This is a genomic window from Ulvibacter antarcticus, assembly GCF_003688405.1.
GTDB classification, from domain to species: Bacteria; Bacteroidota; Bacteroidia; order Flavobacteriales; family Flavobacteriaceae; genus Ulvibacter; species Ulvibacter antarcticus.
Genome location: NZ_REFC01000013.1, coordinates 414258 through 438977 on the forward strand (window position 1 = coordinate 414258; position 24720 = coordinate 438977).

Consider the following 24720-nt stretch of genomic DNA (forward strand, 5'->3'; position numbering starts at 1 on the left):
TTTTTGCTGAAAAGAGCGAATATGAAATATACCAATTCATATTTGCAAAAATGATTGGTCAATATGCTGTTTTTCAACATTTTATTGTACCTTATTAACAACTAAAAGACTATTTATTAACCTTTAAACAACAAATTATGAAAAACAACTACGTTATGGCGACCTTGATGTGTTTCTTCGTATTAGGTTTATTTGCTCAGGATTTTCAAGATGATATGGAATATAATCCAGGTGATCCCTTCGGACCCTGGTGGTACGATTGCCCAATTAATTGCCCTGAAATTGTAGATGGCTTTGCCAATACCGGCAATAAATCTGCGATTGTTATGGCAGATGGAATTAGTGAGATTGATCTGGATCTCGGACTAAATACCGAAGGAATATTCGAACTCGATTTTTATATGTATATCGCAGAAGGTAGAGAAGCTTATTTTGGGATACTTGAGGATATTACCTTGATAAATGGAGGCTCCGGATCTTTCATTGCCAATATACACTTTAATCGTGATCTGTTATCCCCAGCTGTTGGGGAGATAGAAGAATTTTCGGTGCCTACTGGAAATTCCACATCCTTTTCTTACCCGGTACTAAATTGGTTTAAAGTAGATATACGGGTTGTGATGGATCCTGCGGGTGATACTTGGGGATTTAAGATAGATGGAGTTCAGGTCCTGGCAGATGGTACACCGCTAAGAAATAGCGATGGCGATGAATTAGAAAGCTATGGCGGAATTTCTTTCTTTTCGGTTTCAACCGATGCAGAATGGTATTTGGATAGTTTTAATTTTGATGCTTCTCCTCTTTTAGGAGTTTCTAGCGAAGAATTAGCGGCATTTAAAATTTATCCCAATCCAACTTCAGGAGTGCTTAATATTTCTTCGGAAAGACTTATAACTTCAATTTCAGTATATACAGTTGAAGGCAAAGTTGTAAACGCGGAAGTTTCCGAAGAACGTATAGATGTATCGCAATTAGCTTCAGGAATTTATTTCATTGAAGTAGCGACGAGCATAGGTAAGAACGTTTCACAGTTTATAAAAGAATAATATAAACCTAATTTCAAAAAAAAACCATCTGCCTAAAGCGGATGGTTTTTTGTTTATTAGAAACAAAATCGGGGGCTCTAATAAAATTTTATTCCATTACAAGTATTCTCCAATTTCTTGAAGCAGGGTCTACAATATCAAGAGGACCTGTTGTAATTTTATTTAATCGCACTCTAACTGTATTCGCAGAACTTACATAACAACTCCATTGTAAACCGGTTTCGATTGCCCCTAATGGATTGCAATCACAGCTACTGCCAACAGCAGCTCCTGGAACAGTTACTGATAGTTCATCGGTTAAGCCATTGATAATAATAGGAAAATTTAGAGTTGCTGTAGTTTTAAGTCCGGTGAGAAGTAGTCTTCTGGATGAATTAGGTGTAAAATAAATACTGGTTCCATCGTATTCAATTGTTCCGGTTTCCGGTGTTGATAGTTTAGTACCGGGAGTAAGCTTTAGAGGAGCCGAATTAGCTGTAGCCGTTCCAGCTTTAAGTTGTAATGCAGCCGTTGGGTTTCCTGTGCCAATACCTACTCTTCCTGTAGCCCTAATAGTCATTTCGAGACCATTTTCATAGGCAGTTTCATCACCATTCCCTGTTACTGAAAGATCGTATTTTGTTGGTAAGTTTCCACTACTGTGGTCACCATCTGCAATTGGACTGATATAAGCTACATCACCGGATTTTGCTGTGCCATTCCACACTTTTCCGTTTATGGCACCAAGAGGATCATTGTCGTTTAATTGTTGACGCGAACTAAATGTACCATTTGTTGTAAAGAATATAAGATTCGGTGCGTTGGGTGGTTCTGCACTTGTGATTTGAATATCGTTATCACCCGCAAACTTAAGTTCCAGACTCTCTTCAGGGTTCTTAGTTCCCATACCAATACGACCGCTATCTTGAATTACTACATCAACTCCATTAACCGCAGCTTGTCTCGCATACATTAGATCCTCATCATCGTCATTATAGCCATCACGCCATTCTGCGCCATAATCCAGCCATTGTGCTAAAGAATTGTCCCAATAATGAAGTCCTTTTTGAAATGTGCCTGTATCTGCTACTAAAAAAACCAGTAGCCCATCCTGATCGGCTGTTGGATTCGTTGTAGGGAAATTTTCAATTCGAGGCAGCAATATTCCATCCTTTGATGTGGGATTTACTTTATTAGAAGCACTAATATCTAGTATGCTGCGTGGATTATTCGATCTAATACCAACCTGCGCGTAGCAGGACAGTGTGAAGGTCGAAATACTTATATAAGCTAATATTGTTGTTAATTTCATATCGATAATATTGTAGAATTCGACTTACTTTTAATCTATTACTGTGACCTTCCAATTTCGGTCTGAAGGATTTACGCTTCCGCTTGAAACGTTTGTAAGCCGTATCGTTACTACGCCTGCTGAACTCACATAACAACTCCATTGTAAGTTGTTTTCAATACCCGGAGCAGGGGCACATGAGCAAGAGCTCGTAGTAATTGCTCCTGTTACGGACATTGTTAATTCTGAAGTGCCTCTGGATCCAATATTTGGAAAGTTGAGACTTTGGCTATTTGAAACACCATTTAAAAATACTTTTCTGGTAGTATTTGGGGTGAAATAAAGATTGGTTCCATCAAATTCTATAGCACCTTGTTCTGCGGTTGACAAATTAGTGCCTGCTGTTAGTTTAAGGGGAGCTGAGTTCGCTGATGAAGTACCGGCTTTCAAGTTGAGTACCGCTGTAGGATTTGTAATTCCAATCCCTACATTTCCGGTACTACGAATCACCATTTCAGGTTCATGTTCTGTAATACCACTATCTCCTGGTTCGGTCACGGCAAATTCTATTTTAGTTGGGAGATTTCCAGAGGAGTGATTTCCATCTGCTTTTAATTGAATGTTTGCAACATCACCCGACTTACCACTTCCGGCCCAAACTTTACCTGTGATATAACCAATTGGATCATCGTCATTCATGAAATCCGGTGATTCGAAAGTGTCATTCATTGTATAAAAAGTAAGTTGTGGGGCATCAGGAGCTGAAGCACTTGTAATTTGAATGTCATTATCACCTACCAATTTTAATTCAAGACTTTCTTCTGGAGCACTTGTTCCCATACCTATATGACCAGAATCCAAAACCACTACATCGGTTCCCGTTGCATCTGCTTGTCTTGCATAAATAAGATTTGGAGTGAATCCACTATGAACCTGAGCAACATTTCCATCATTCCATTCTTCATTGTAGGCAATCCATTTTTTTGGGGTATTGTCCCAATAATGAAACCCTTTTTTATAAGTTCCTGTTGCAGAAGTAAGAAATACTATCATCCCGTCCTGTTGATTACCTGGATTGGTAGTTGGAAAATTACTAATTCTTGGAATTAATAAACCGTCAGTATTTGAAGGACTGCTAGGATTGGCAATTTGAATGTCTAAGGTACTTTTGGGATCTGTAGTTCCAATTCCAACTTCCTGTGCCTTGGAAACTGTAATAGAGAGTACCAGAGATACCGCAATAAAAGTGTAAATTTTCTTCATAAGTAGTAGATAATTTGGGGTCATCTATTACAAATCTATGGCTTTTGGTATTTTTCGAAAAATATAATTGATTGATTTTTAGATATATTCGATATAAGAACTATAAATATCGATGAAATGCAATTATATGTAAGTTTATATTTACTTTATAATTTCTACACATCGTTAAAGTGTAAAATTAACAAGTTGAAAAGTTATTTATATTATTCTGTACTGAATAGTTCACTTAGAAAACTGCGGGCGTCTTCTCTCCAATTTTCAGTTAGATCGGAGGGATTAAAATAAACGTCGTTTAATTCAAAATTATCCAGATCTATGCTTTGTTGTGCTTCGGAAATACCCATATACAATTCTACTTTTTCTGGTTTCTCAGTTGCTTCCGAAGCAGACGAATAACCATAATTGTAAACTAAGTATTTCTTTCCGAGGTGATCCATTTCACCTAAATAAGTGATTTCATCAGGATATGCATCAGACGAGTTTCCTACTGAATTAAATAGAGATAATTTTGCAAGTTCTTCTTGCTCTAAGTATTGCTGAGGTATTTCACTAGATCGACCCAAACTGATCATCAATTCCATAAGTTCAAATCTGGAGTAAAGATCTTGAAAAGCACTGGTCATTAATTGAGGGGAAATATCCATATTCAGTTCAATCGCGGTGAATAAAGCCTCCGTTTTCAACCAATTTCGATCTTCAACCGATTGCGCAATGGTCTTGAGTATATCGACATATTCCGGATCGTCCAACCTTAGAACTTCTATAAGATTAATGTAATTATGGATGAGTTGATAATTTAAATAGTCATATGTGTTTCGTAAGTCCAGCTGCACATAATTTTCTATATCCTCCATACTATAAGACATAAATTTTTCCAGTACTGCAGTGGTCTTTTTTACATAAGAACTGTCATATTGTATTTTAGAAGTGTATTGCTCAAGTAATTTATCTCGGAAATCATTTGTTTCAATTAGTTTTAGAGTGGTTTCCTGATGATCGGTAAATAGCGAAATAGAGTCGGATAATCTATAGAATATGTCATAGGAGTTATTTTTCCGAATGGGTTTATCTTCTTCTATCAGCTCAAAAAAGGTTTCGGAAATGGTTGGGTCAGAAAGCAGTGGAAGCTCTTCTAAAATCGTAATTTTAGTTTGATTAGCCGCTTTTCCTGAACGATAATACTCTTTTAATGTTGCTAGCGTATTAGGTTCGTCAAGTAAGAATAATTCATTTATTATATTTTGTTTCACACGAGTATCCTTCACATTATCACCATAATTCCTGTTCAAATTTTTCTTCAATAACGCATAGTCTTCCGAAGTGAATATGTAATAATTAAAAGCATTTATAGCATTTTCAAATACCACCGAATCCTTTGATTTTAAATTCTTAAAAATTTCATTCGATTTCGAGGAAGTAATGTCGAATTTAGTTTTGGATTTGTTCAGAATAACAAATGAATTAAAAAAAGCATCACTACTCCCTTGTTCCAACTCTTCTTCGCTTAGATACGTCAATAAGAGAGACAGCACATTTTCATGTAGGAGTAGGCGCATTCGCTGTCTAATATGTGTGTTTTTGTTATGTATAAGGACTTCCCTGGCCTCATTTCCTTGAATTTCGATCGATTTATTACTTACAATGGTATCGCCTGTTTCCAGTAGTGTTTGGAGATAATCAGTATAAAATTGATCTACCGATTTATGCTTTGCGTACTTTTTGAATTCTAACTGCTGTAAATTATAAACACCACCGGAAGTAGGACTCGTAGTTGAATAAGTTATAGAACTATTAAACTCTGAATTTGTGGGATATAAAGTGTCAGTTTCAATCTGAGATTCTTTCCTGAAGTTAAAACGATAATTTTGATGTGACGTAATAATAGTGTCCAAAACTGTTTTCTCAAACGTATTAAATGAAAAAGATTTGAAAAATTTGTTCTCTTTAGGAACTTTCTCCGTTTCATTCAGTTTCTGAGCCAGCATCATAAAAGTACGGTTCCCTCTTAATATCACTTTAGCAAGTGTATTGTATTTATCTGATAAAGCTACTTCGTATTCAAAACCCTTGTGTCCATCTATTTCAATTGCTTTAGGCTCGCCTAGCATGGTGCCTCGTTCCGAAAAATAAGTATTGAAATATGCCAAATAATCATCCTCATTATCGATATAATACCCCATTGGTTGGTCGTTGTACCTAAGTAAATAAAGCATTTCCTGTTCCTTGTCCTGAGAAGTGAAAATTTTAAGATCATAGAGCGTGTTTTCATCTCCGTTCGGATTAGGAACTATTCTCGACAGATCCTGAACCTGCCCGGGAACCGAAATAGAATATGCACCAAGATCATTTTTGTTTGTTTTCCAAACCGAAGCTGGAAATTTTGGTTCATAAATAAAAATAGAATCAAAAAATGCATTTGCGTATTCGCTATTAATCTCATCGATGGAGTTTTCAATAAAAAACGAATACAGAATGCTGTTTGCAAGGGCAATTTGCATTCGGGTAATACTTTTCCCTTTTTTTATTAAAATTTCAGTAAAATCTATACCATTTCGCTTGAAATCCTTTTGAGAAATTAGTTCTTCATTACTTTCGTCTATCTGATTTTTAATAATATTTTCGACATAGTCGAAATCTTTATTATAGCCGGTTTCCCTAAGATCGATCGCCATATAAGTAAATGTACCTCCGTAGATCAGGTCTGTCGCAGTCATAGTTCTAACTTTATCAACCACATCTAATGGGACAGATTTTGTCGGGGTCGCGACTCTAAGTCCCAATTCTGAATTATCATCAATATGCCATTTCTTGAGGTTTGGAACGATTTTATATTCTTCGGAAGGATTATCGAATGTTGCCTCAACTTTACGAACCTCATAACCTTTTTCCCGAAGCAATTCGATAATTCCAAATTTACCCGGTAAATGAGCAGTTCCAACCGCGGCGAAAACTGAACTCTGCTGCATGATTTTATCCATGCTATTCGCCATGGTAATATTCCGCTTTTTCATGATCTTATCGATGGCATTCAAACCTGTGGCGAAGGTTAAAATTTCTTCAATATCCCCGCGATAGTAGATATCTGTGAGCTTTTCAAGAAAGAGATTTCTTTCCTCGGCATTTGAATTTAAAATTTCAAGAACACTGCGTCTTATTTCTTCATCATCTATACTCTCTATAGGCGGTAGTTGATCCTCTACCTTTTCAAGTCCTGTAATTTGTTTATCCAGATTGTTTGCTATTCCGAAGAGATATGCATCTAAAAAAGTTCTTTTGTCGGTTTCTCTTTCAACTTCCTCGCTTAACATCGCCTCTATCATTAAAGGGTGTTGCAGCGGAAAACTATCGATCTCTATTCCATTTATTTCGTAAAAGCGTTTTGATAATCGTTTATACTCATCGGCCGTTAAAATTCGTTTAAAGCTATTTTCGAGTCCGCTGGCAAAAAAATTATCGCCCAAGCTATTAGTTACAGAATCGGGATGAATTTCCAGCGCAAACATTTCCGATTTCTCTAAGGCCGGAATTAAAGCATCACTAAATTTAAAGGCGCGTTCATCTTTAACGTGCATGGTACCAAAGAGATATGATTTCTTAGTGTTATTTTGATGATCTATTTCCCATAGCAACTTATAATCGTCACGATTCTGTGCTAAACAAGCTTGACTTATAATGAAAAATAGTAGTAAATAGAAAAAATGTGTGAAGGCCTTGAACATAGCAGAAATGAGCGGTAATTAATCTTATATTTGCTCAATAATACTGATTTTATTAGTCATTAATCACTAATTATTTGAGATTTTCTAAAAAACTTAGCCATAAACTCGATGATGCGATCAAAGTGAAAATTCTCACTTGGGCGCAGCAATTTCACGAAGTTGTCTGGTTAGATTCTAACGATCATAATCAGACGCACAGCCAATTCAAGGCTATTTTAGCTGTGGACGCTTTTACAGCTATAAAAACGGATGCTCATACTGCATTCGATAAATTGAACGAATATCAACAAAAGACGAAAGATTGGCTTTTTGGCTATCTTACCTATGATGTTAAAAATGATGTTGAAAACCTGAGTTCTAAGAATTATGACGGACTTGATTTTCCGGATTTATATTTTTTTCAGCCTAAGAAGGTTTTTTTATTTTCTGAAACCAACGTGACCCTACATTATCTAAATATGGTAGATGATGAATTGGAGGAGGATTGGCAGGAGATTTTAGATACGGTTATTTCTGAAGCGGATACAAATAGTTTGGATCATCCCGTAAAAATTAGCCTACGAACTTCGAAAGACTCCTATTTTCAGAAAGTAAATGAAATGTTACGTCATATAGATCGCGGAGATATTTATGAAGCCAATTTCTGTCAGGAGTTCTTTTCTGAAAACACTAAAATTGATCCCTTAGCTTCGTTTATACATCTTAATGCGATTTCAAAACCACCTTTTGCCACTTTCTTAAAATTTGAAGAGCATTATGCGCTTTCTGCTTCGCCAGAACGTTACCTTCAGAAAACAGGAAGCAATGTTGTTTCACAGCCAATAAAAGGAACAGCAAAGCGAATGATAGATCCTTCCGAAGATAAAAAAATGATATCACAATTGATGATGGATCAAAAAGAGCGAAGTGAAAATATTATGATCACGGATCTGGTTCGAAATGACCTTTCAAAAATTGCAGAAAAGGGGAGTGTACAGGTGGAAGAACTTTGTGGTATCTATACATTCGAACAAGTGCATCAAATGATTTCGACAGTGAGATGTACGGTTTCTTCGGAAAAAACTTCGGTTGAGATTTTAAAAAGCACATTTCCGATGGGAAGTATGACAGGTGCTCCTAAAATTTCGGCCATGAAAATTATTGAGAAATTGGAAGATGCAAAACGCGGACTTTACAGTGGTGCAATCGGTTATTTTCTACCTAATGGAGATTTCGATTTTAATGTGGTAATTAGAAGCATATTGTACAACGCCAGCCGGAATTATGTAAGCTTTTCTGTAGGAGGAGCGATTACTGCAGCTTCCATTCCCGAGCGAGAATATGAAGAATGCCTGTTAAAAGCAAAAGCAATGCGTGAAGTAGTGGAAGGGACTGCTTCTTAGGATTGAGTTTAAATCCATTTCACTTTTAAATTTAAATAAAGCTTCTCGATATAATTTCCAATTTCCTTCACAGTCAATTTGAAATCGCTCGAAGTGACAAAGTGTATTTTTACTATTTACTATTTACTATTTACTATTAACTATCAACCAGCACTCATTACTCAATACTCATTGCTAATAATGGAATTGTTAGATTTGTAACAACATGATCAAAAAGCTAGAAAAACATATTAGCGAACAACTGTCTTTTTTACAAGGTAAGAAGCTACTTATTGCTTGTAGTGGCGGTCTTGACAGCGTGGTACTTAGTTATTTACTGAGACAATTAAAATTTGAAATTGGCCTGGCACATTGTAACTTTTCGCTACGCGGAAAGGAAAGCGATCAGGATGAAGAATTTGTAGTGGAATTGGCAGATAGTTATTCAGTTGCTGTTTATACCGAAACTTTCGACACTAAGAAGTTTGCAAAGGAGCATAAGTTATCGACACAAATGGCGGCTCGTCAGTTGAGATATCATTGGTTTGAAGAAATTAGGCAGGACTTTACTTACGATTATATTGTCACTGGACATCATGCCGATGATGATCTTGAAACATTTTTAATCAATCTTTCTCGGGGTACCGGCCTCAAAGGTCTTACGGGAATTCAGGAAATAAACGAGTTGGTGGTGAGACCTATATTGCCTTTTACACGTGCCGAAATCTTGAATTTTGCAAAGGAAAAGAATTTGTATTGGAGAGAAGATAGCAGTAATAAAAAAGCAGATTACCTTCGGAATGTCTTACGTCTGAATGTGTTACCTCCTTTTAAGGAAGCTGCTCCGGGAGTGATTGCAAGTCTTCAGAAAACACAAAAACATCTGAAGGATAGTTATAGTTTAATAGAAGATTACTTGTCCTTGGTCTATACGCTTGTAGTGCAAGAAATCCCTGAAGGTTATACGATCAATATTGATAAACTAAAGGAATTGCCAAATACAAATGCTTTATTGTACGAAATAACTTCACCATTCGGATTTACCGATTTCAAGGCTGTTTCAGAATTGTTGGAATCACAGAGTGGAAAACAGGTTTTTTCAGAAACTCACAGACTCTTAAAGGACAGAAATGTGCTCATTCTGACAGAAATTTCAGAAAAAAAGGAAGAAAAAGAATTTTATATAAAAAAAAACCAAATAAAAATAACGAAACCTTTTCAAATGGAGCTTAAATCTATCGACAAGATAGGGAATATTACCAGCAGTACGATCTACGTGGATAATGATAAAATAGACTATCCTCTTGTAGTGAGAAAGTGGCAGGAAGGCGATGTATTCTTCCCCTTTGGAATGAAGGGAAAAAAGAAATTGAGTAAGTTTTTTAAAGATGAAAAGTTATCTTTGGTTCGCAAAGAAAAAATTTGGGTCTTAACTAGCAACAATCAAATTGTTTGGGTTGTTGGATATCGACCGGATGATCGATTTAAAGTTGACGATAAAACAAAAAATATTTTAAAAGTAACCAGAACAACGTAATCCGACTATGAAAAAAATGCTCTCTCTCCTTATTGTAGTACTTGGTTTTTGTGCTTCAATAAACGCTCAAGAATTTTTGGATCCCGTAGAATGGGAAGTTAAAGTGGAAAAACAACAGGGCGACGAGTACAATATTTTAATAAAGGCTTCAATCGATGATGGATGGCATTTGTATAGTCAGGTGGCGGCCGATGTGGACTTGGGACCTATTCCTACCGAATTTACATATAATAATTCTCCAGAAACTTATGAGTTGATTGGAGGAACCACAGAGCCTGATGTTGCACCGGTTCATGACCCAATATTTGAAGCTGATATCGTATTCTTTTCAGATAAAGCCATCTTCATTCAGCCTATTAAGGTTATCAATGAAGAGGGACTAGTTATTAAAGTAGAGGTGTATTATTCGGTTTGTGATGATGAAAAATGTTTGCCTCCTGAGAGTAAAATGTTTGAGCTGAAATTGACAGATGGAAAAGCCATGGCTACTACTGCCGAATTAACAGCGGAAGACTTAGAAAAAACAGCACAACTTACTATCGATCTTAAAGGAAAAGATAAGTACGAAACAGAAGAAGAAAAGTCTGAAAAAAGCTTTCTAACAATATTTCTGCTAGGTTTTATTGGGGGATTAATCGCATTGCTAACGCCTTGTGTATTTCCTATGATTCCACTCACAGTTTCCTTTTTCACTAAGAGTGCTTCCAATAAAAAGAAAGGTTTAGGGAACGCAATTTTATATGGCTTGTTCATATTTGGGATTTACCTTTTATTGAGTCTACCGTTCCATTTATTAGACTCCTTAGACCCGGAAATACTCAATAATATTTCAACCAATGTTACGCTAAATGTAGTGTTCTTCGTCATTTTCATGGTATTTGCATTTTCGTTTTTTGGATACTACGAAATTACTTTGCCTAGTTCATGGAGTTCGAAAATGGATGATAAAGCAACAAGTATTGGCGGTGTCATTGGAATTTTCTTTATGGCCTTAACTTTAGCAATCGTTTCCTTTTCATGTACAGGACCTATCCTTGGTTCTTTATTAGGAGGTTCACTTTCAAGTGATGGAGGAGCCATGCAGTTAACTTTTGGAATGGGAGGTTTCGGATTGGCATTAGCGTTGCCTTTCGCCTTATTTGCTCTATTTCCGAATTGGTTAAACACCCTCCCAAAGAGTGGTGGATGGCTAAATACTGTAAAAGTAGTATTAGGGTTTATTGAATTAGGCTTGGCTTTCAAATTCTTATCGAACGCCGATTTAGTGGAACACTGGGGATTATTAAAACGTGAAATATTTATCGGAATCTGGATTTTATGTGCCTTAGGTCTAGGATTGTACTTATTCGGATTTATTCGATTTCCACATGATGGTCCTAGGAAAAAGAAATTACCAATGGGGAATATTGCGATTGGAACATTGTGTTTTGTTTTCGTACTCTATTTAATTCCAGGATTGACAAATACTAAGTATGCTAACTTAAAGTTGTTAAGTGGTTTTCCACCGCCCTTGTTTTACAGCTTGTACGACAAAGGAACTAGTGCTCCGCTGGGCTTAGAAGCCTATAAGGATTTTGATGAAGGTGTAGCTGCTGCGAAGGCTTCAGGGAAACCTATCATGTTGGACTTCACAGGATGGGCATGTGTAAATTGCCGAAAAATGGAAGAACAGGTATGGAGTGAGGATGAGATCTTTAAGATCATAAATGAAGAATATGTTTTAATATCGCTTTATGTCGACGACAGAAAGGAGCTTTCCGAAGAAGAAAAATTCAATTTCTTAAAACCCACAGGAGGAGTTAAACAGATACATACAATAGGGGATAAGTGGGCGACTTTTCAAACTGTTAACTTTAAAAATAACTCCCAGCCATATTATATTTTAATGGATTCAGAATTTAATTTACTGAATAAGCCGGTAGGTTATACACCAGATGCCGATGAATACCTTAATTGGTTAAAGGAAGGGAAGGCGAATTTTAAAAAATAGAATAGTAGAGTCTTACTAGTAAATATAAGATGGGTTCTCTTTTTGAGGATCCATTTTTTTATGAGTAAGTTGCTGTTTCGAGACATTGGAAATAGTAACTTTCATCCAGCTGTAATTGTAGAGACAGAACCAGTTTAAATAACAAAACGTCTCAACTTGGTAGTTGAGACGCTTGTAACAAACCTAACTTAGTAAATTTTAATTGCTTCGTCGAATAAATTTTTTATCCCCACAAAAAAAATGTTCGACTAACATTCACTAATTCATAAGTCAAATGTAGCCCAAATGATTCTTCGAATCAATACGTATAAACACGTATATTTTGTTAAAATTTCATTAATTTAAAATTTTGAGACTTCTCATTTGTCACCGCATTGATGAAATAGATACCATTTTGATATTTTTCGACACTAATTTCGTCACCTTTTTTATAATTTTCAAACTCCGCAATCATCTTTCCAGACAGCTCATAAATGTATATTTTGGAAATATCTTCTGAAAGACTAAAGTGATTATGCGCTGGATTCGGATACAGTTGAATTTCGGTTAACGATACTTCGGAAAGTCCTAAAGTAGCAATTTCGTTTGCATATAATCGATATTCTCCCGGCTGTAGTAAAATAGGGGCATTTACATCAGTAATCGTAGTTTCTGAAGCGGTTAACATATCATACCAAGTTCCGGTTTCTTGAAATACAGGCACTATATTTTGAGCTTCTACGCCAAAATTCCCTAGTATCGTAACATACTTTACTTGCGAGCCTGTGGCTGTTGGATCATAAAGTTGAATTTTCTTCAATCCATTTGGATTAGCAACGTCTAAAGTAAAGTCGTTTGTATTAAAGATAGCATTCTGCTTTCTTAGACGTAATAACTGACTCCATTGAGAATATACATCGGTTCTGGAAGTGATATTTTGGTAGCCTAAATCCCAGGCAATGGGCTTTGGGTCTACCCGGCAACCAGGATCGATTGTGCCATTTTCGCAGTAGTTGATGCTAAAGTCGTATCCTAGTTCTCCAAATTGCCATATCATTTTTGGTCCAGGAATAGTAAAATAAAAAGCTCCCGCGAGCTCCATACGGTCCAATGAAGTTTCTAAATCCTTAACATCGTAGGTACCACTATTATTTCCAAAAGCCAGATTTTTATAGCTTAGTCGTTCTTCATCATGACTTTCCATATAACCAACACTTGATGGTGTTGACCACCCTCTGTTTAAATATGAAATCGAGGAAAAATTAGAATTGGGATAACCCATAGTTCCTTCATTGTAATTGTAATTATGATTGCTCCAGACTAACATCCCTGGTTCCAAAGGATCTGATGTTGCTCTGTATTCAATAAGTTCGGTTTCTTCAGAATTAGGTGCAAAATGTTCTAAGATCACGTAAGCATTCGAATCAAAAGTGCGAATTTCATTATACATTCTCTCCAGGATGGCTATTCTGGAAGCATCATAGCTACCGCCATCACCAACGGTATTTGTAAATCCTTTTGTGAAATCAAAACGATATCCATCAATTTTAAATTCTTCCAACCAATACTCATTCAATTGATCGATATAAGCTTGTGTTGCAGTCGATTCATGGTCAATATCATTAAAAAACTGAAAAGCTGTGTTGGGATCAACTACGTTAAAGTATGGGTTTTCAGTGGTCGCCTGACCTCCATAACAACCATTGCAATCATTCCACATACGGTAGTTGGGGTTTTGTCCGGTAGCATGGTTGTAAACCACATCCAATATCACTGCGATACCTCTTGAATGGCATTCATCAATAAAAGCTTTGAATGCATTCTTGGTTCCGTAATATTTATCCAATGCCATGTGAAAGCCAGGATTGTATCCCCAGCTTAAATTGCCGTCAAATTCATTTACTGGCAGTAATTCAATTGCATTTATATTTAAGTTTTGAAGATAGTTCAATTTATTTTTTATGGCGTCGAAGCTATGTAAAGAAACGAAATCACGAATAAGCATCTCATAAATAATAAGATCTTCTTGTGCGGGTTTTTCAAAATCATTGATCTGCCAATTATAAGGAGTTTCCCCAACCTTGAACCAACTTATGGCGAAGCTTGTTTTTCCAACAGGATATTGAGGAAGATCCGGAAAAGTAGTTTGAGAAATATATTGATCATCAAATTCATTTAAAACAGCTGTAGAGTAGGGGTCTGCAACCGTAATTTGAGCATCAACAAGATATTGGAATAATACGTTAGGATTTCCGCTGTCTAAGCCCGTTAAAGTAATCCAATGTCGATCTGTTGCGGTATCCCTATTAAGCAAATAAGTGTTTGAAAGCCTCCAATCATTACTATTAAAGTTTCCAATTAGGTGTACAAAGTCTTTTTCAGGAGCATATAACACAAGGGTTGCAATATCGGAATTGTTAGGATCCAGATTTATTCCATCTTTCATTCCGGATGGAACTGGTATGGATTGTGGATTTGGTGTAAGAATTACGTTAAAGGTTTTAATAATCTCTTCTCCTGAAATGGGTTCAGTAATGAAAAGTTCGAAATAAGTGTCCTCATTCACCGTATATGAAGTTGTAAAATTGGTGATGTTATTTTGTGTTTCAACTGAAGTTCCGTTGGCCCAAAGGGTAAAATTTGCCTGAATGCTGGAAACGGCTTCAATTAATAAAGAATTTCCAGAATTAACAATAGTATTTTGTTGTGCAGGATGTACCAAGGTGGTTTGAAAGGTTCCTACTTCCACCAGATTGTCCTGTGTTTTGCGTTCTCCATTGCCCATATCACTGGCATCATCTGCTTTAGCTAGCATTCCAATACGCCCGATATTACTATCATTGAAAAGAATGGAGGGAGTAAAGGTATATGAGAATGTACCATTACCATTGTTCGTGAACTTTTGGATCTCATTAGAATCTGTCCAACTACCATTGGTTGGAGAGTCTCCTGCCGGATTATCATTTTCATCAAAATACCATGCCCATAGGTAGATATCTGATACACCCCAAAGGCTTGGGTCTATATTGGATACAGTTATCGTTATTTCATCAGCCGCATCGAAAGTTGCAGGAGAAACATCAAAGCTTACTGTTTGTACTTGTGCTTTTGCACAAAGGGATATAAATAATAAAATCGAGTAAAGAAATAACTTTTTCATAGGTGAGTTTTAAATAAAAAAAGGAGGAATAGTTTAACATTCCTCCTTTAGCATAACAAATAATTAGTGAAAAAATTTGCAATCGAAATGTTTTATTCTACTGAAATTATTTTATTAATATCGTCAACTGTTAAATAATAAGCTCCTGTAGTTCCAACAAATTTAAAGTTATTGTCACCATCACCAGCATTCTCAAAGACGGCGTCAATCGTATAACCAGCGTCTGCATAATATGGAAAGTTTCTTCCTGATCCCCAATCTGTTTCAACGGTAAAGAATCTAAAATTAGCATCTCCATCGCTAGTAAAGTTTACAAATCCAGAATATACACCTTCACCATCACACATGGTTTGAACTGGGCTGTCCCATCCCCATCCGGCATCTGGTACACCTGCACCCACTATCCAAAGTTGTTCTAGTTCACAGTCACCTAAAGCCTGAGGCTCTCCAAGCGTAATCGTTTTATTAATTGTATCTACTTCTAAATAATGCAAACCGGAATCTCCAACAAATTTAAAGTTGTTGTCACCATCTAATGCATCTTCAAAATTGGAATCAATTGTATAACCTTCGTCTACATAGAAAGTGTAATTTCTTCCCGATCCCCAATCAGTTTCCACTGTAAAGAATCTAAAGTTTGCGTCTCCTTCATTTGAGAAAGTTATATTTCCTGAATACACACCATTTCCGGTACAGCTTATTTTGTTAGGAGTTTCCCATCCCCATCCTGCGAAAGGAACACCTGCACCAACCAACCATAGTTGATCTAAATCACAGTTTATTTCATTTCCTACAGCTTCCGGTAGTACCAGTATAAGTTCTTTTACTTCTGAAAAAACACCATTTCCACCATTGGTTCCAAGAGAAGCCATTAGGCGTACAAAAATACTTCCACTATTAGGCTCAGGTGTGGCAGGATCTGCATCCAGACCTAGTGTTCCAGCATAACCTAACATATCACCAATGGTAATAGATAGTTCATTTCCTGTGGAGGTATTTATTATAGTGAAATCACTAAAATCTGAAGAATTAGATTTCTGTAACTCATAAGATACATTTGTTGGTTGTCCAAAATCGGCGTCATCCCAAGTAAATCGTTCTCCTAAATTACCTGCAGTAGCTGGCGTTAAAATATATTCTGAAGAAAAATTATTTGTAAAATTAATGCCTGAAGCATCTTGGGCTACAAAAACGACATCATCTTCTGTTTTACAGGCATTGTAACAAAACGCTGTAACTAAAATTAAAACTAAAATTCCTATTTTTTTCATTTCGATTCTTTTTAATAATTAATAACCTGGGTTTTGTACTAAGTTTGGGTTTACACCTAAATCCGATGCCGGAATAGGCATAATATCTCTAAATGCTTCCGTAGTGCTTCCGTTTGGAACATTTCCTTTCCAAGGCCATACGCCTTGAGCTGAAAATTTTCCGAAGCGAATAAGATCTGTTCTTCTATGTGCTTCCCAATATAATTCACGGGATCTTTCAGAAAGAATAAAATCCAGTGTTAAATCAGATTGTGAGATATTACCTGAAGTATCCCCGTAAGCACGTTGACGTAATTCATTGATATAATTTACCGCAGTTGACATATCACCTCCACCATTCCGAAGGACACATTCTGCATACATTAGATAAATATCTGATAATCTAAACATCGGAAAATCGGTATCCGGATGATTATTTGGATCTGAACCCGGATCACCATTTACATCTAAATTTCTAAATTTTTGAACCGCATATCCTTGATTGAAAGGAGGTACGCTTGCAATTTCTTTACTCTGTCCGTCGGTATAAAATTGTGATCTTCCATCAGGAGAATTTTCTTCACCCGGGAATTGTTCGACAAAGGTCGAAGTTGTTCTTATTCCGGCCCAACCACCATTGATACCAAATTGTGAAGGATCCATACTTCCTCCTACTGGCGCATGAACTAAAAAGGTCATTCCTCCAAAGGATAAGGTATTGATGCCATCAAAGGGAATCGCAAAAATGGTTTCCGTTTGTGCTCCATTTGTATTATTGTCTGCCAAAAATAAGTGAGTGTAAGGAGTCGTTGCGATTGAATATCCACCGCTAATTACTTTATTACAATATGTAAGTGCAGAATCATAGCGAGCAGTCCCAATGTATACATCAGCATTAAGATACAATTTCGCCAATAAAGACCAAACTGCTGCCTGATTTGCTCTACCATATTCACTCTGGCTAGCTGTTAGAATAGAATTTTCAATATCGAGTAACTCACTTTCAACATAAGTAAATAATGCGTCGCGATTGGTTTGTTCTGGTAAAAAGGCTCCAATTGGGTCATCTTCCGTTACAAAAGGAGGATTTGCAAAGAGGTCCATTGCATGCCAATAACTTAAGGCACGCATAAAACGAACTTCAGCACGATAATTTTGTATCTCATCACGTAACTGTCCGTTTACACCACGTTCATCCAATTTCTCGGCACTCGTTTGTCTTAAGAATTCATTACTCAGAGCAATTTGATACATAATTCTGGAATATACCGTTCTAATAAATTCATTACCAGCAGTCCAGTTCTGACTGTGTAAATCTTTTATAGTTCCGTCATCCCAACCAATCAATGCCTCATCGGTAGTTAGTTCTTGCATCATCCAATATAATCTCAGATAATTTGAGAACCCTTCATCAAGTCCTTCCAGATCCGGATTTCCAGCAGGTCCTTCTTGTCCACTCAGGGAAATACCTGCATATATTTTCGCCAAAAATGCGCGATAAGAGGCAGGATCTTCGAATGCTGAAGCCGACGTATTTCTGTCATCTTCAGGTATTAAGTCAAGGTTTTTTTCACAAGACACCAGAATAAATGTTAGTGCGAAAAGAACAAAAACTTGTTTTAGATTATTATACATAGCTGTTATTTTATATATTAATATGTGAAGTTTAGACCCAGAACGAATCCACGTGGTCTTGGGTAAAAGTTTCTATCTATACCATTAAATATTTCAGGATCCAATCCGTCGTACTCTGTTAACGTAAAAAGATTAGTCCCAGTTGCTGTTACTCTTAAAATCATTTTCTCCATTGGAATAGTATATCCAATAGAAGCATTATCCAATTTTAAAAAGTCAGCTCTCTGAATATAGTAATCTGAAAACAATTGTGCCTCAGAAAAATTAGAATTTAACACATCAGTACTACCATTTACATAATAATCTCCTAAAGTATCGAACATACTCGCATAATATCCTGTACTTGAAGCGGCGTTGTTATATACATAGTTTCCAACGCTTCCTCTAAGTGTGAAATTGAATTCAAAGTTTTTATAATTTAAAGTCGAGGTAAATCCGTAATACGCATCGGCAGATCCTTTTTTATAAGCCTGGCGATCTTCTTCAGTAATTTGGTTATCTCCATTTACATCAACGAAAGCGCCTTCTATTGGATTTCCTTGTGTATCATAAACTTGTCTGAACACAAAGAAAGTGCTTGGGTCGTAACCCGGACGATATAACTGAATTTTGTTACCAACACCTCCTGAAATATCACCTTGTGGAATAAAGAAATCCGGATCACCACTTAAGTTAAGCTTTGTGATCTCTAATTCCTGAAGTGTACCGTTTAGATTTACATTCCAATTAAAATTCTCTTTTCTTGCTAGATTAAGACCAATACCTAATTCTAAACCACGGCTTCGGCTTTCACCAATGTTAGTGGTCAATACATCAGATAGATTTGAACCGGCTGCTACAGGGATTCTGGCCAGTAAGTCTTTTGTTTCTCTGTAATAACCGTCAAAATTAATAGTCATAAAGTCATCGAAAAGACCTATATCAATACCTGCATTATACTGTGTAGTTTCTTCCCATTTCAGATTTTCATCAAATTCTTCAGGACGTAAAGTGTTTACAAATACCCCACCTAGTTCTACACTAGCAGTTGATTGCCCAGGCGTATATACACCTAAGTATCCGTAATTTTGGTTGATTTCATTGTTACCAGTAATTCCATATCCACCTCTTATTTTTAAATTAGAAATAGATTTTGAATCTTTAAGAAAACTCTCATTGCTAATTTTCCAACCTACCGAGGCACCCGGGAAGCTACCCCAACGATTATCCGGTCCGAATCTTGAAGAACCGTCTCGCCTGTAACTTGCTGAAATTAAATACTTGTCATCGATATCAAAACTTGCACGCCCGAAGTAAGATTCTAACGAATTACGATTGATATCAGTTTTGTCGGTTACCACATTACCTCCTCTTGATTGAAGTACATCTGAAAGAATATAATATTCCTGATAACCGTGACCACCAGTTAAGTCAAAGCCAGTATTTATTGCTTCAATTCTATTTTTATAGTTTAATATAAGGTCCAGATTAATATTTCGGTTTAAACCGCTATACAAATTAGCATAATCGCCTTCTTCTTGAGTTGCAGATTTTCCAGTAATAAATTGCTTACCGTCTAATTCAGAATAATCATAACCGGCATTTGCGATAAACTTTAGTTCCGGTAAAAAATGAAACTTATAGTCTAAATTAAGGTTTGTAATATTTCTTTTTGTACGTGCTTTATTATCATTTTGCTGTATTTGTGCAAAAGGGTTTCTAGGCGCTAAAGATTCCAAATCTCCTGTGGTGCCATTAACAAACTCGAAATACCCTTCGTATGGATATCCCGGACTGTTATTCACTCTAACACTTTGAGTTGGATCGAACGTGATCGCATTTCCTATCGCACCAGTATCAGCATAAAGGTTGTCATCAAAACTTCCTTTAGTTGTAAGGGTCATTTTTAAATGGTTGTCTAATAGATTTCCTGTTAGATTAAGGTTTAGTGCCGTTCTACGATATAAATCTTTTACAAGGACACCTTGCTTATGCGTACTATTTATATTTGCTCTATAGGTGAAATTTTCGAATCCTTGAGAAAATGTCAAATCATGAATCGCTCCATTGGCAGTCCGATAAATCGTGTCTTGCCAATCGGTATTGCTACTTCCTAATCTAGAAACATCACCATCATTTGCGACCACAAGGTTTCTGAAACCATCGGCATCGAATACATCGACCTTATCTGTAATTTGATCGGCAGAAAATTGAAAACCATAATCGATTACAAACGGACTACTTTTTTTAGCCTTTTTGGTTGTAATAATTATTACCCCGTTGGAAGCTCTCGAGCCATAAATAGCCGTTGCAGAAGCATCCTTTAAAATAACAAATTCTTCGATTTCATTAGGATTAATCGCGTTGAGAGCATTTCTTACACCCTGCAACTTTCTTTGATCAAGTGGAATACCATCTAGAACAATTAATGGAGAGTTGTTTCCGGCAAGAGAAGAACCTCCTCTAATTCTAATTTCTGAATCTCCTCCAGGGCCACCTCCACCACTTGTTACACTTACCCCGGCAGATTTCCCGGAAAGTAATTGCTCAGGCGAAACAATAGATCCTGAATTGAATTCTTCCGAAGAAACTTTTTCAACAGCTCCTGTTGCATCTTGTTTTGTAGTAGCACCATATCCTATTAAAAGCACTTCTCCCAGAATAGCTGCGTCTTCTTCTAAGGAAACATTTAATGTTGAATTTCCTGTATGTTTCACTTCAAACGTAGTAAAACCTACATATGAAAAAACAATTACATCATCATTTTCAACGTTGTCGAGCGTATAGTTACCATCAAAATTGGTAGTGGTGCCGTTTGTCGTTCCCTTTATTATCACATTGACCCCAGGAATTGGAATTTCAGTGACCTGATCACTTACCGTTCCGCTTACTGAAGACTGTGCTAGTAGGCCAATTGGGATCAAAGAAAATACGAATAGGCATTTTTTCAGTAGTTGTTTCATTTAATTAAATTGTTAGTTTACAATGGATTAACCAGACTTTATTTTTACTTCCTGATTCAAATTTAACCGAATTTTAATAACAATTTAACGTTTTGGTCATCTGAGGAGTTACGCAAACGTTTTCGTGTTAATAAGTTTTAAATTTTAACATAATTCAGAATATTTTACATCCATTTTTAACGAATCAATAATGAGATAGGAATATTTCGAGAATAATCTAATTCACTTATATATTGATAAAATCTCCATATATTTCAGGATGCAAAAATTGACGCTTAAAAAAATTGCCCAGGAGTTGGATGTCTCTATCTCGACTGTTTCTAAAGCACTTCGGGACAGCCATGAGATTAGTAAGGATACACGAGAAAAGATAAATGCCTTTGCGAAACTCTATAATTATAAGCCTAACAACATTGCACTAAGTTTAAAGAACAGAAAAACTAAAACCCTAGGGGTTATTATTCCTGAAATCGTGCATCATTTTTTTACCACGGTTATTAGTGGAATTGAAAAAGTAGCAAATGAGAGGGGATACAATGTAATTATTGGACTCTCAAACGAATCGTTCACCAAAGAGGTCATCAATATGGAAATGCTTGCGAATGGAAGTATAGATGGGTTTATACTTTCCGTTTCGAGAGAGACACAGTTTTTAAAAGATTACCACCATCTTACTGAAACCATATATCAAGGAATGCCAATCGTGATGTTCGACAGGGCTTTGCCTGAAGTAGAATGTGATAAAGTAGTGGTAGATGATGTTGAAGGTGCCCGCAAAGCTGTCCTGAACCTTATTTCCCATGGATGTCAAAATATAGCGATTATCACTACTAAAGATTATGTTAGTGTCGGGATGTTAAGAACAAACGGCTATTTACAGGCATTGCAAGAGTCTAATATCTCTATGAACGAGAAAATCATTCTTAAACTTGATGACAAGGTTAATGAAGTAGAACACATGAATTTATTGGAAAAGGAAATTAAAAATTTGTTAGTGAAGAACCCTGAAATAGACGGAATTTTCGCTGTCAATGAGATTTATGCGCTTTCTGCCATGAAAGAAGCTCAAAAACTTGGCAAAAATATTCCAAAGGATATTAAGGTTATCGGATTTACCGATGGCATACTATCAAAATATGCGTCTCCAGGACTAACTACCGTAAGTCAGCACGGGAAACAAATAGGAGAGAAAGCAGCTCATTTATTGATCGATAGGTTAGAGAATGAACACATTGATACTCCATTCCAGACAGTTGTAATCGAAACTGAATTGATAGAACGAGAGTCAACTTTTTGAATTTAACATTTTTCAATTAAAAAAATATATATATTTACAGCCTTAAGACATTTCAAGACTTTTATTTTTTACTTCCTACCTTAAAATAAGTTTTGATATGTAATAGCAATATTTATATTGCTTCCATATATCGAAGTAACCATAACTATCGATATGCAAAAACCTAAATTAAAATTTTGGGATATCTGGAACATGAGTTTCGGATTTCTTGGTATCCAATTCGGATTTGCCCTTCAGGGTTCAACTATGTCCAGGATTTTTGAAACGCTGGGAGCCGAAAAAGACAGCATTCCTTTTCTATGGATTGCAGCGCCGCTTGCAGGTCTTATTGTACAACCTATTATTGGCTACCTAAGTGATAATACCTGGCATAAAAAGCTAGGTCGCAGAAGACCTTTTTTTCTACTTGGAGCCATATTAAGTTCAATTGCATTATTGTGGATGCCTTATTCTTCGGAAGTATGGATGGCCGCAGGGTTATTACTTATTCTTGATGCTTCCATAAATATTAGTATGGAACCTTTTAGAGCTTTGGTAGCAGACAAATTACCCGACTCCCAACGAAGTTATGGGTTTGTGGTTCAAACACTTATCATTGGTGTAGGGACATGGATAGCGAGCAATTTGCCTAAATTTGTAAACAACACCTTAAACATTTCAAACGAAGCGGCTCCAGGAGTCGTTCCAGCGAGCGTAAAAGTCGCCTTCGCCATTGGTGCGCTTGTATTTATTACAAGTATCCTTGTCACCATTTTTACCACTAAAGAATATAGTCCAGAGGAGATGAAAGCCTTTGGGGAAGAAAGTGCAGAACAGGAGGAAAAGAAAGGAATGATTGCTACTATTTTAAGCACCTATGCGTTGATGCCAACTGTCATGAAAAAACTGGGTGTTGTGCAATTCTTTTCATGGTTCGCGTTTTTCGCGATGTGGACCCTTGCCAATCCCGCGCTAACAGAGCACATTTACAACGCAGGAAAACCAGACATACATGAATTTGCACAGTTAGATCAATCTGGTGAACCGGCATTAGATGCGCAAAATCTTATACTCTTTAAAAACAATCAATCACAAGCAGAATATAAAAAACTGGATAAGGCCTATAACGAAGCCAGTGATGATGTAGGGTCTAAAATGGGAATATACGGACTTAGTTCTATGATATTTGCATTGCTACTGACCTTCTATACCGCATATTATAGCATTAATAGGAAATATGTACATATGGGTTCTCTTATTTTAGGAGGATTGGGATTTCTTTTAATGTTTTACATTCCCGGTAATCCGGATTATCTTCTTATTTCATTTTCATTGATAGGAATCGCTTGGGGAAGTATTTTATCCATGCCGTATGCCATGTTATCGAGTTCTGTCGATTCTAATAAAATGGGATTAATGATGGGCGTTTTTAACATGTTTATCTGTATTCCACAAATTCTTGCCGCCGTTGGGGGAGTGGTCTTTTTACATAAGCTAATAGGGAATGAGTCGATACACGCAATGACGATAGCTGGAATATTTTTAATTCTTGCCGGCTTGTCGAACTTTTTAATTACCAATAAAAAAGCAATTACTTACCAACCATCGATAGACAATGCATAAAAAAGGATTCATATTCGATCTTGACGGTGTGATAGTAGATACAGCCAAATATCACTTTATGGCATGGAAGCAACTTTCCAAAGATTTGGGAATATCTTTTTCTGAAGCTCAAAACGAACAACTAAAAGGAGTTAGTAGAGTGAAGTCTTTGGAAAAGATTCTGGCTTGGGGAAATAAAACAATTTCAGACGAAATGTTCGAAAATTTAATGGCAAAAAAAAATGAGGAGTACCTATCTTATATTGCTAAAATGGATGCTTCAGAAATTTTGCCCGAAGTAGAATCGGTTCTTGTTTTTCTGAAAGAAGGCAATCAAAAAATTGCGTTAGGATCTGCAAGCAAGAATGCCCGAACGATTCTTTCAAAAGTAAAGCTCTTGCATTATTTTGAAGCTATTGTTGATGGCACAAACGTAAAAAATGCAAAACCCGATCCCGAAGTATTTTTACTGGCTTCCGAAGCTATAAAAATTAATCCTGAAGATTGTATTGTTTTTGAAGACTCGATTGCAGGAATACAGGCTGCCAATACTGCCGGAATGCTATCGATTGGAATTGGAAACGAGAAAGTATTACATGAAGCAGACTTTGTGTTTCAGAATTTTAGTAAGATGCCAAATGGTTTCTTAATGAGTTTAATAAATAATGAGCCAAATCAAGGGCAATGAAT

General features: G+C 36.4%; 14 protein-coding genes. 7 read left to right on the forward strand and 7 right to left on the reverse strand.

Going from position 1 to position 24720, the window contains the following annotated elements:
- Positions 1-137 precede the first annotated feature (137 nt).
- Complete coding sequence (locus BXY75_RS10785) at positions 138-1046, forward strand: T9SS type A sorting domain-containing protein (RefSeq protein ID WP_121907759.1); 909 nt, start codon at positions 138-140, stop codon at positions 1044-1046.
- Between the two features lie 88 nt (positions 1047-1134).
- Here the strand turns inward: BXY75_RS10785 and BXY75_RS10790 are convergent, their stop codons facing one another.
- The 3 genes from BXY75_RS10790 to BXY75_RS10800 all read right to left on the reverse strand — a co-directional run bounded on the left by BXY75_RS10790 (position 1135) and on the right by BXY75_RS10800 (position 7298).
- Positions 1135-2337 (reverse strand): hypothetical protein, encoded by a 1203-nt coding sequence (locus tag BXY75_RS10790; RefSeq protein WP_121907760.1) that lies wholly within the window; start codon positions 2335-2337, stop codon positions 1135-1137.
- 30 nt (positions 2338-2367) lie between these two features.
- On the reverse strand, positions 2368-3579 hold the full coding sequence (locus tag BXY75_RS10795; RefSeq protein WP_121907761.1) for a hypothetical protein: 1212 nt from the start codon (positions 3577-3579) through the stop codon (positions 2368-2370).
- Positions 3580-3782: 203 nt separating this feature from the next.
- Positions 3783-7298 (reverse strand): TraB/GumN family protein, encoded by a 3516-nt coding sequence (locus BXY75_RS10800; protein WP_121907762.1) that lies wholly within the window; start codon positions 7296-7298, stop codon positions 3783-3785.
- Between the two features lie 74 nt (positions 7299-7372).
- Between BXY75_RS10800 and BXY75_RS10805 the strand changes: the two genes are divergently transcribed.
- The 3 genes from BXY75_RS10805 (at position 7373) to BXY75_RS10815 (ending at position 12186) form a co-directional block, all read left to right on the forward strand.
- On the forward strand, positions 7373-8680 hold the full coding sequence (locus BXY75_RS10805) for an anthranilate synthase component I family protein (protein ID WP_121907763.1): 1308 nt from the start codon (positions 7373-7375) through the stop codon (positions 8678-8680).
- Between the two features lie 205 nt (positions 8681-8885).
- Complete coding sequence (tilS, locus tag BXY75_RS10810) at positions 8886-10196, forward strand: tRNA lysidine(34) synthetase TilS (RefSeq protein WP_121907764.1); 1311 nt, start codon at positions 8886-8888, stop codon at positions 10194-10196.
- A 7-nt stretch (positions 10197-10203) separates the two neighbouring features.
- Positions 10204-12186: a protein-disulfide reductase DsbD family protein gene (locus BXY75_RS10815; protein ID WP_121907765.1), complete on the forward strand. Its 1983-nt coding sequence runs from the start codon at positions 10204-10206 to the stop codon at positions 12184-12186.
- A gap of 325 nt (positions 12187-12511) precedes the next feature.
- Here the strand turns inward: BXY75_RS10815 and BXY75_RS10820 are convergent, their stop codons facing one another.
- From BXY75_RS10820 to BXY75_RS10835, 4 genes are all read right to left on the reverse strand, one after another.
- On the reverse strand, positions 12512-15325 hold the full coding sequence (locus BXY75_RS10820; protein ID WP_121907766.1) for an alpha-amylase family glycosyl hydrolase: 2814 nt from the start codon (positions 15323-15325) through the stop codon (positions 12512-12514).
- Between the two features lie 92 nt (positions 15326-15417).
- On the reverse strand, positions 15418-16596 hold the full coding sequence (locus tag BXY75_RS10825) for a SusE domain-containing protein (RefSeq protein WP_121907767.1): 1179 nt from the start codon (positions 16594-16596) through the stop codon (positions 15418-15420).
- An 18-nt stretch (positions 16597-16614) separates the two neighbouring features.
- Positions 16615-18210 (reverse strand): RagB/SusD family nutrient uptake outer membrane protein, encoded by a 1596-nt coding sequence (locus tag BXY75_RS10830; protein ID WP_121907768.1) that lies wholly within the window; start codon positions 18208-18210, stop codon positions 16615-16617.
- 17 nt (positions 18211-18227) lie between these two features.
- Complete coding sequence (locus tag BXY75_RS10835) at positions 18228-21152, reverse strand: SusC/RagA family TonB-linked outer membrane protein (RefSeq protein WP_121907769.1); 2925 nt, start codon at positions 21150-21152, stop codon at positions 18228-18230.
- A gap of 259 nt (positions 21153-21411) precedes the next feature.
- Here BXY75_RS10835 and BXY75_RS10840 point away from each other — a divergent pair, with 259 nt between their 5' ends.
- The 3 genes from BXY75_RS10840 to pgmB all read left to right on the forward strand — a co-directional run bounded on the left by BXY75_RS10840 (position 21412) and on the right by pgmB (position 24718).
- Positions 21412-22449 carry a LacI family DNA-binding transcriptional regulator gene (locus tag BXY75_RS10840; RefSeq protein WP_121907770.1) on the forward strand — a complete coding sequence of 346 codons (1038 nt, stop codon included), beginning with the start codon at positions 21412-21414 and terminating at the stop codon, positions 22447-22449.
- A 153-nt stretch (positions 22450-22602) separates the two neighbouring features.
- Positions 22603-24051: an MFS transporter gene (locus tag BXY75_RS10845; RefSeq protein ID WP_121907957.1), complete on the forward strand. Its 1449-nt coding sequence runs from the start codon at positions 22603-22605 to the stop codon at positions 24049-24051.
- On the forward strand, positions 24044-24718 hold the full coding sequence (gene pgmB / locus BXY75_RS10850) for a beta-phosphoglucomutase (protein WP_121907771.1): 675 nt from the start codon (positions 24044-24046) through the stop codon (positions 24716-24718). Before BXY75_RS10845 ends, pgmB begins: the two co-directional genes overlap by 8 nt.
- Positions 24719-24720 lie beyond the last annotated feature (2 nt).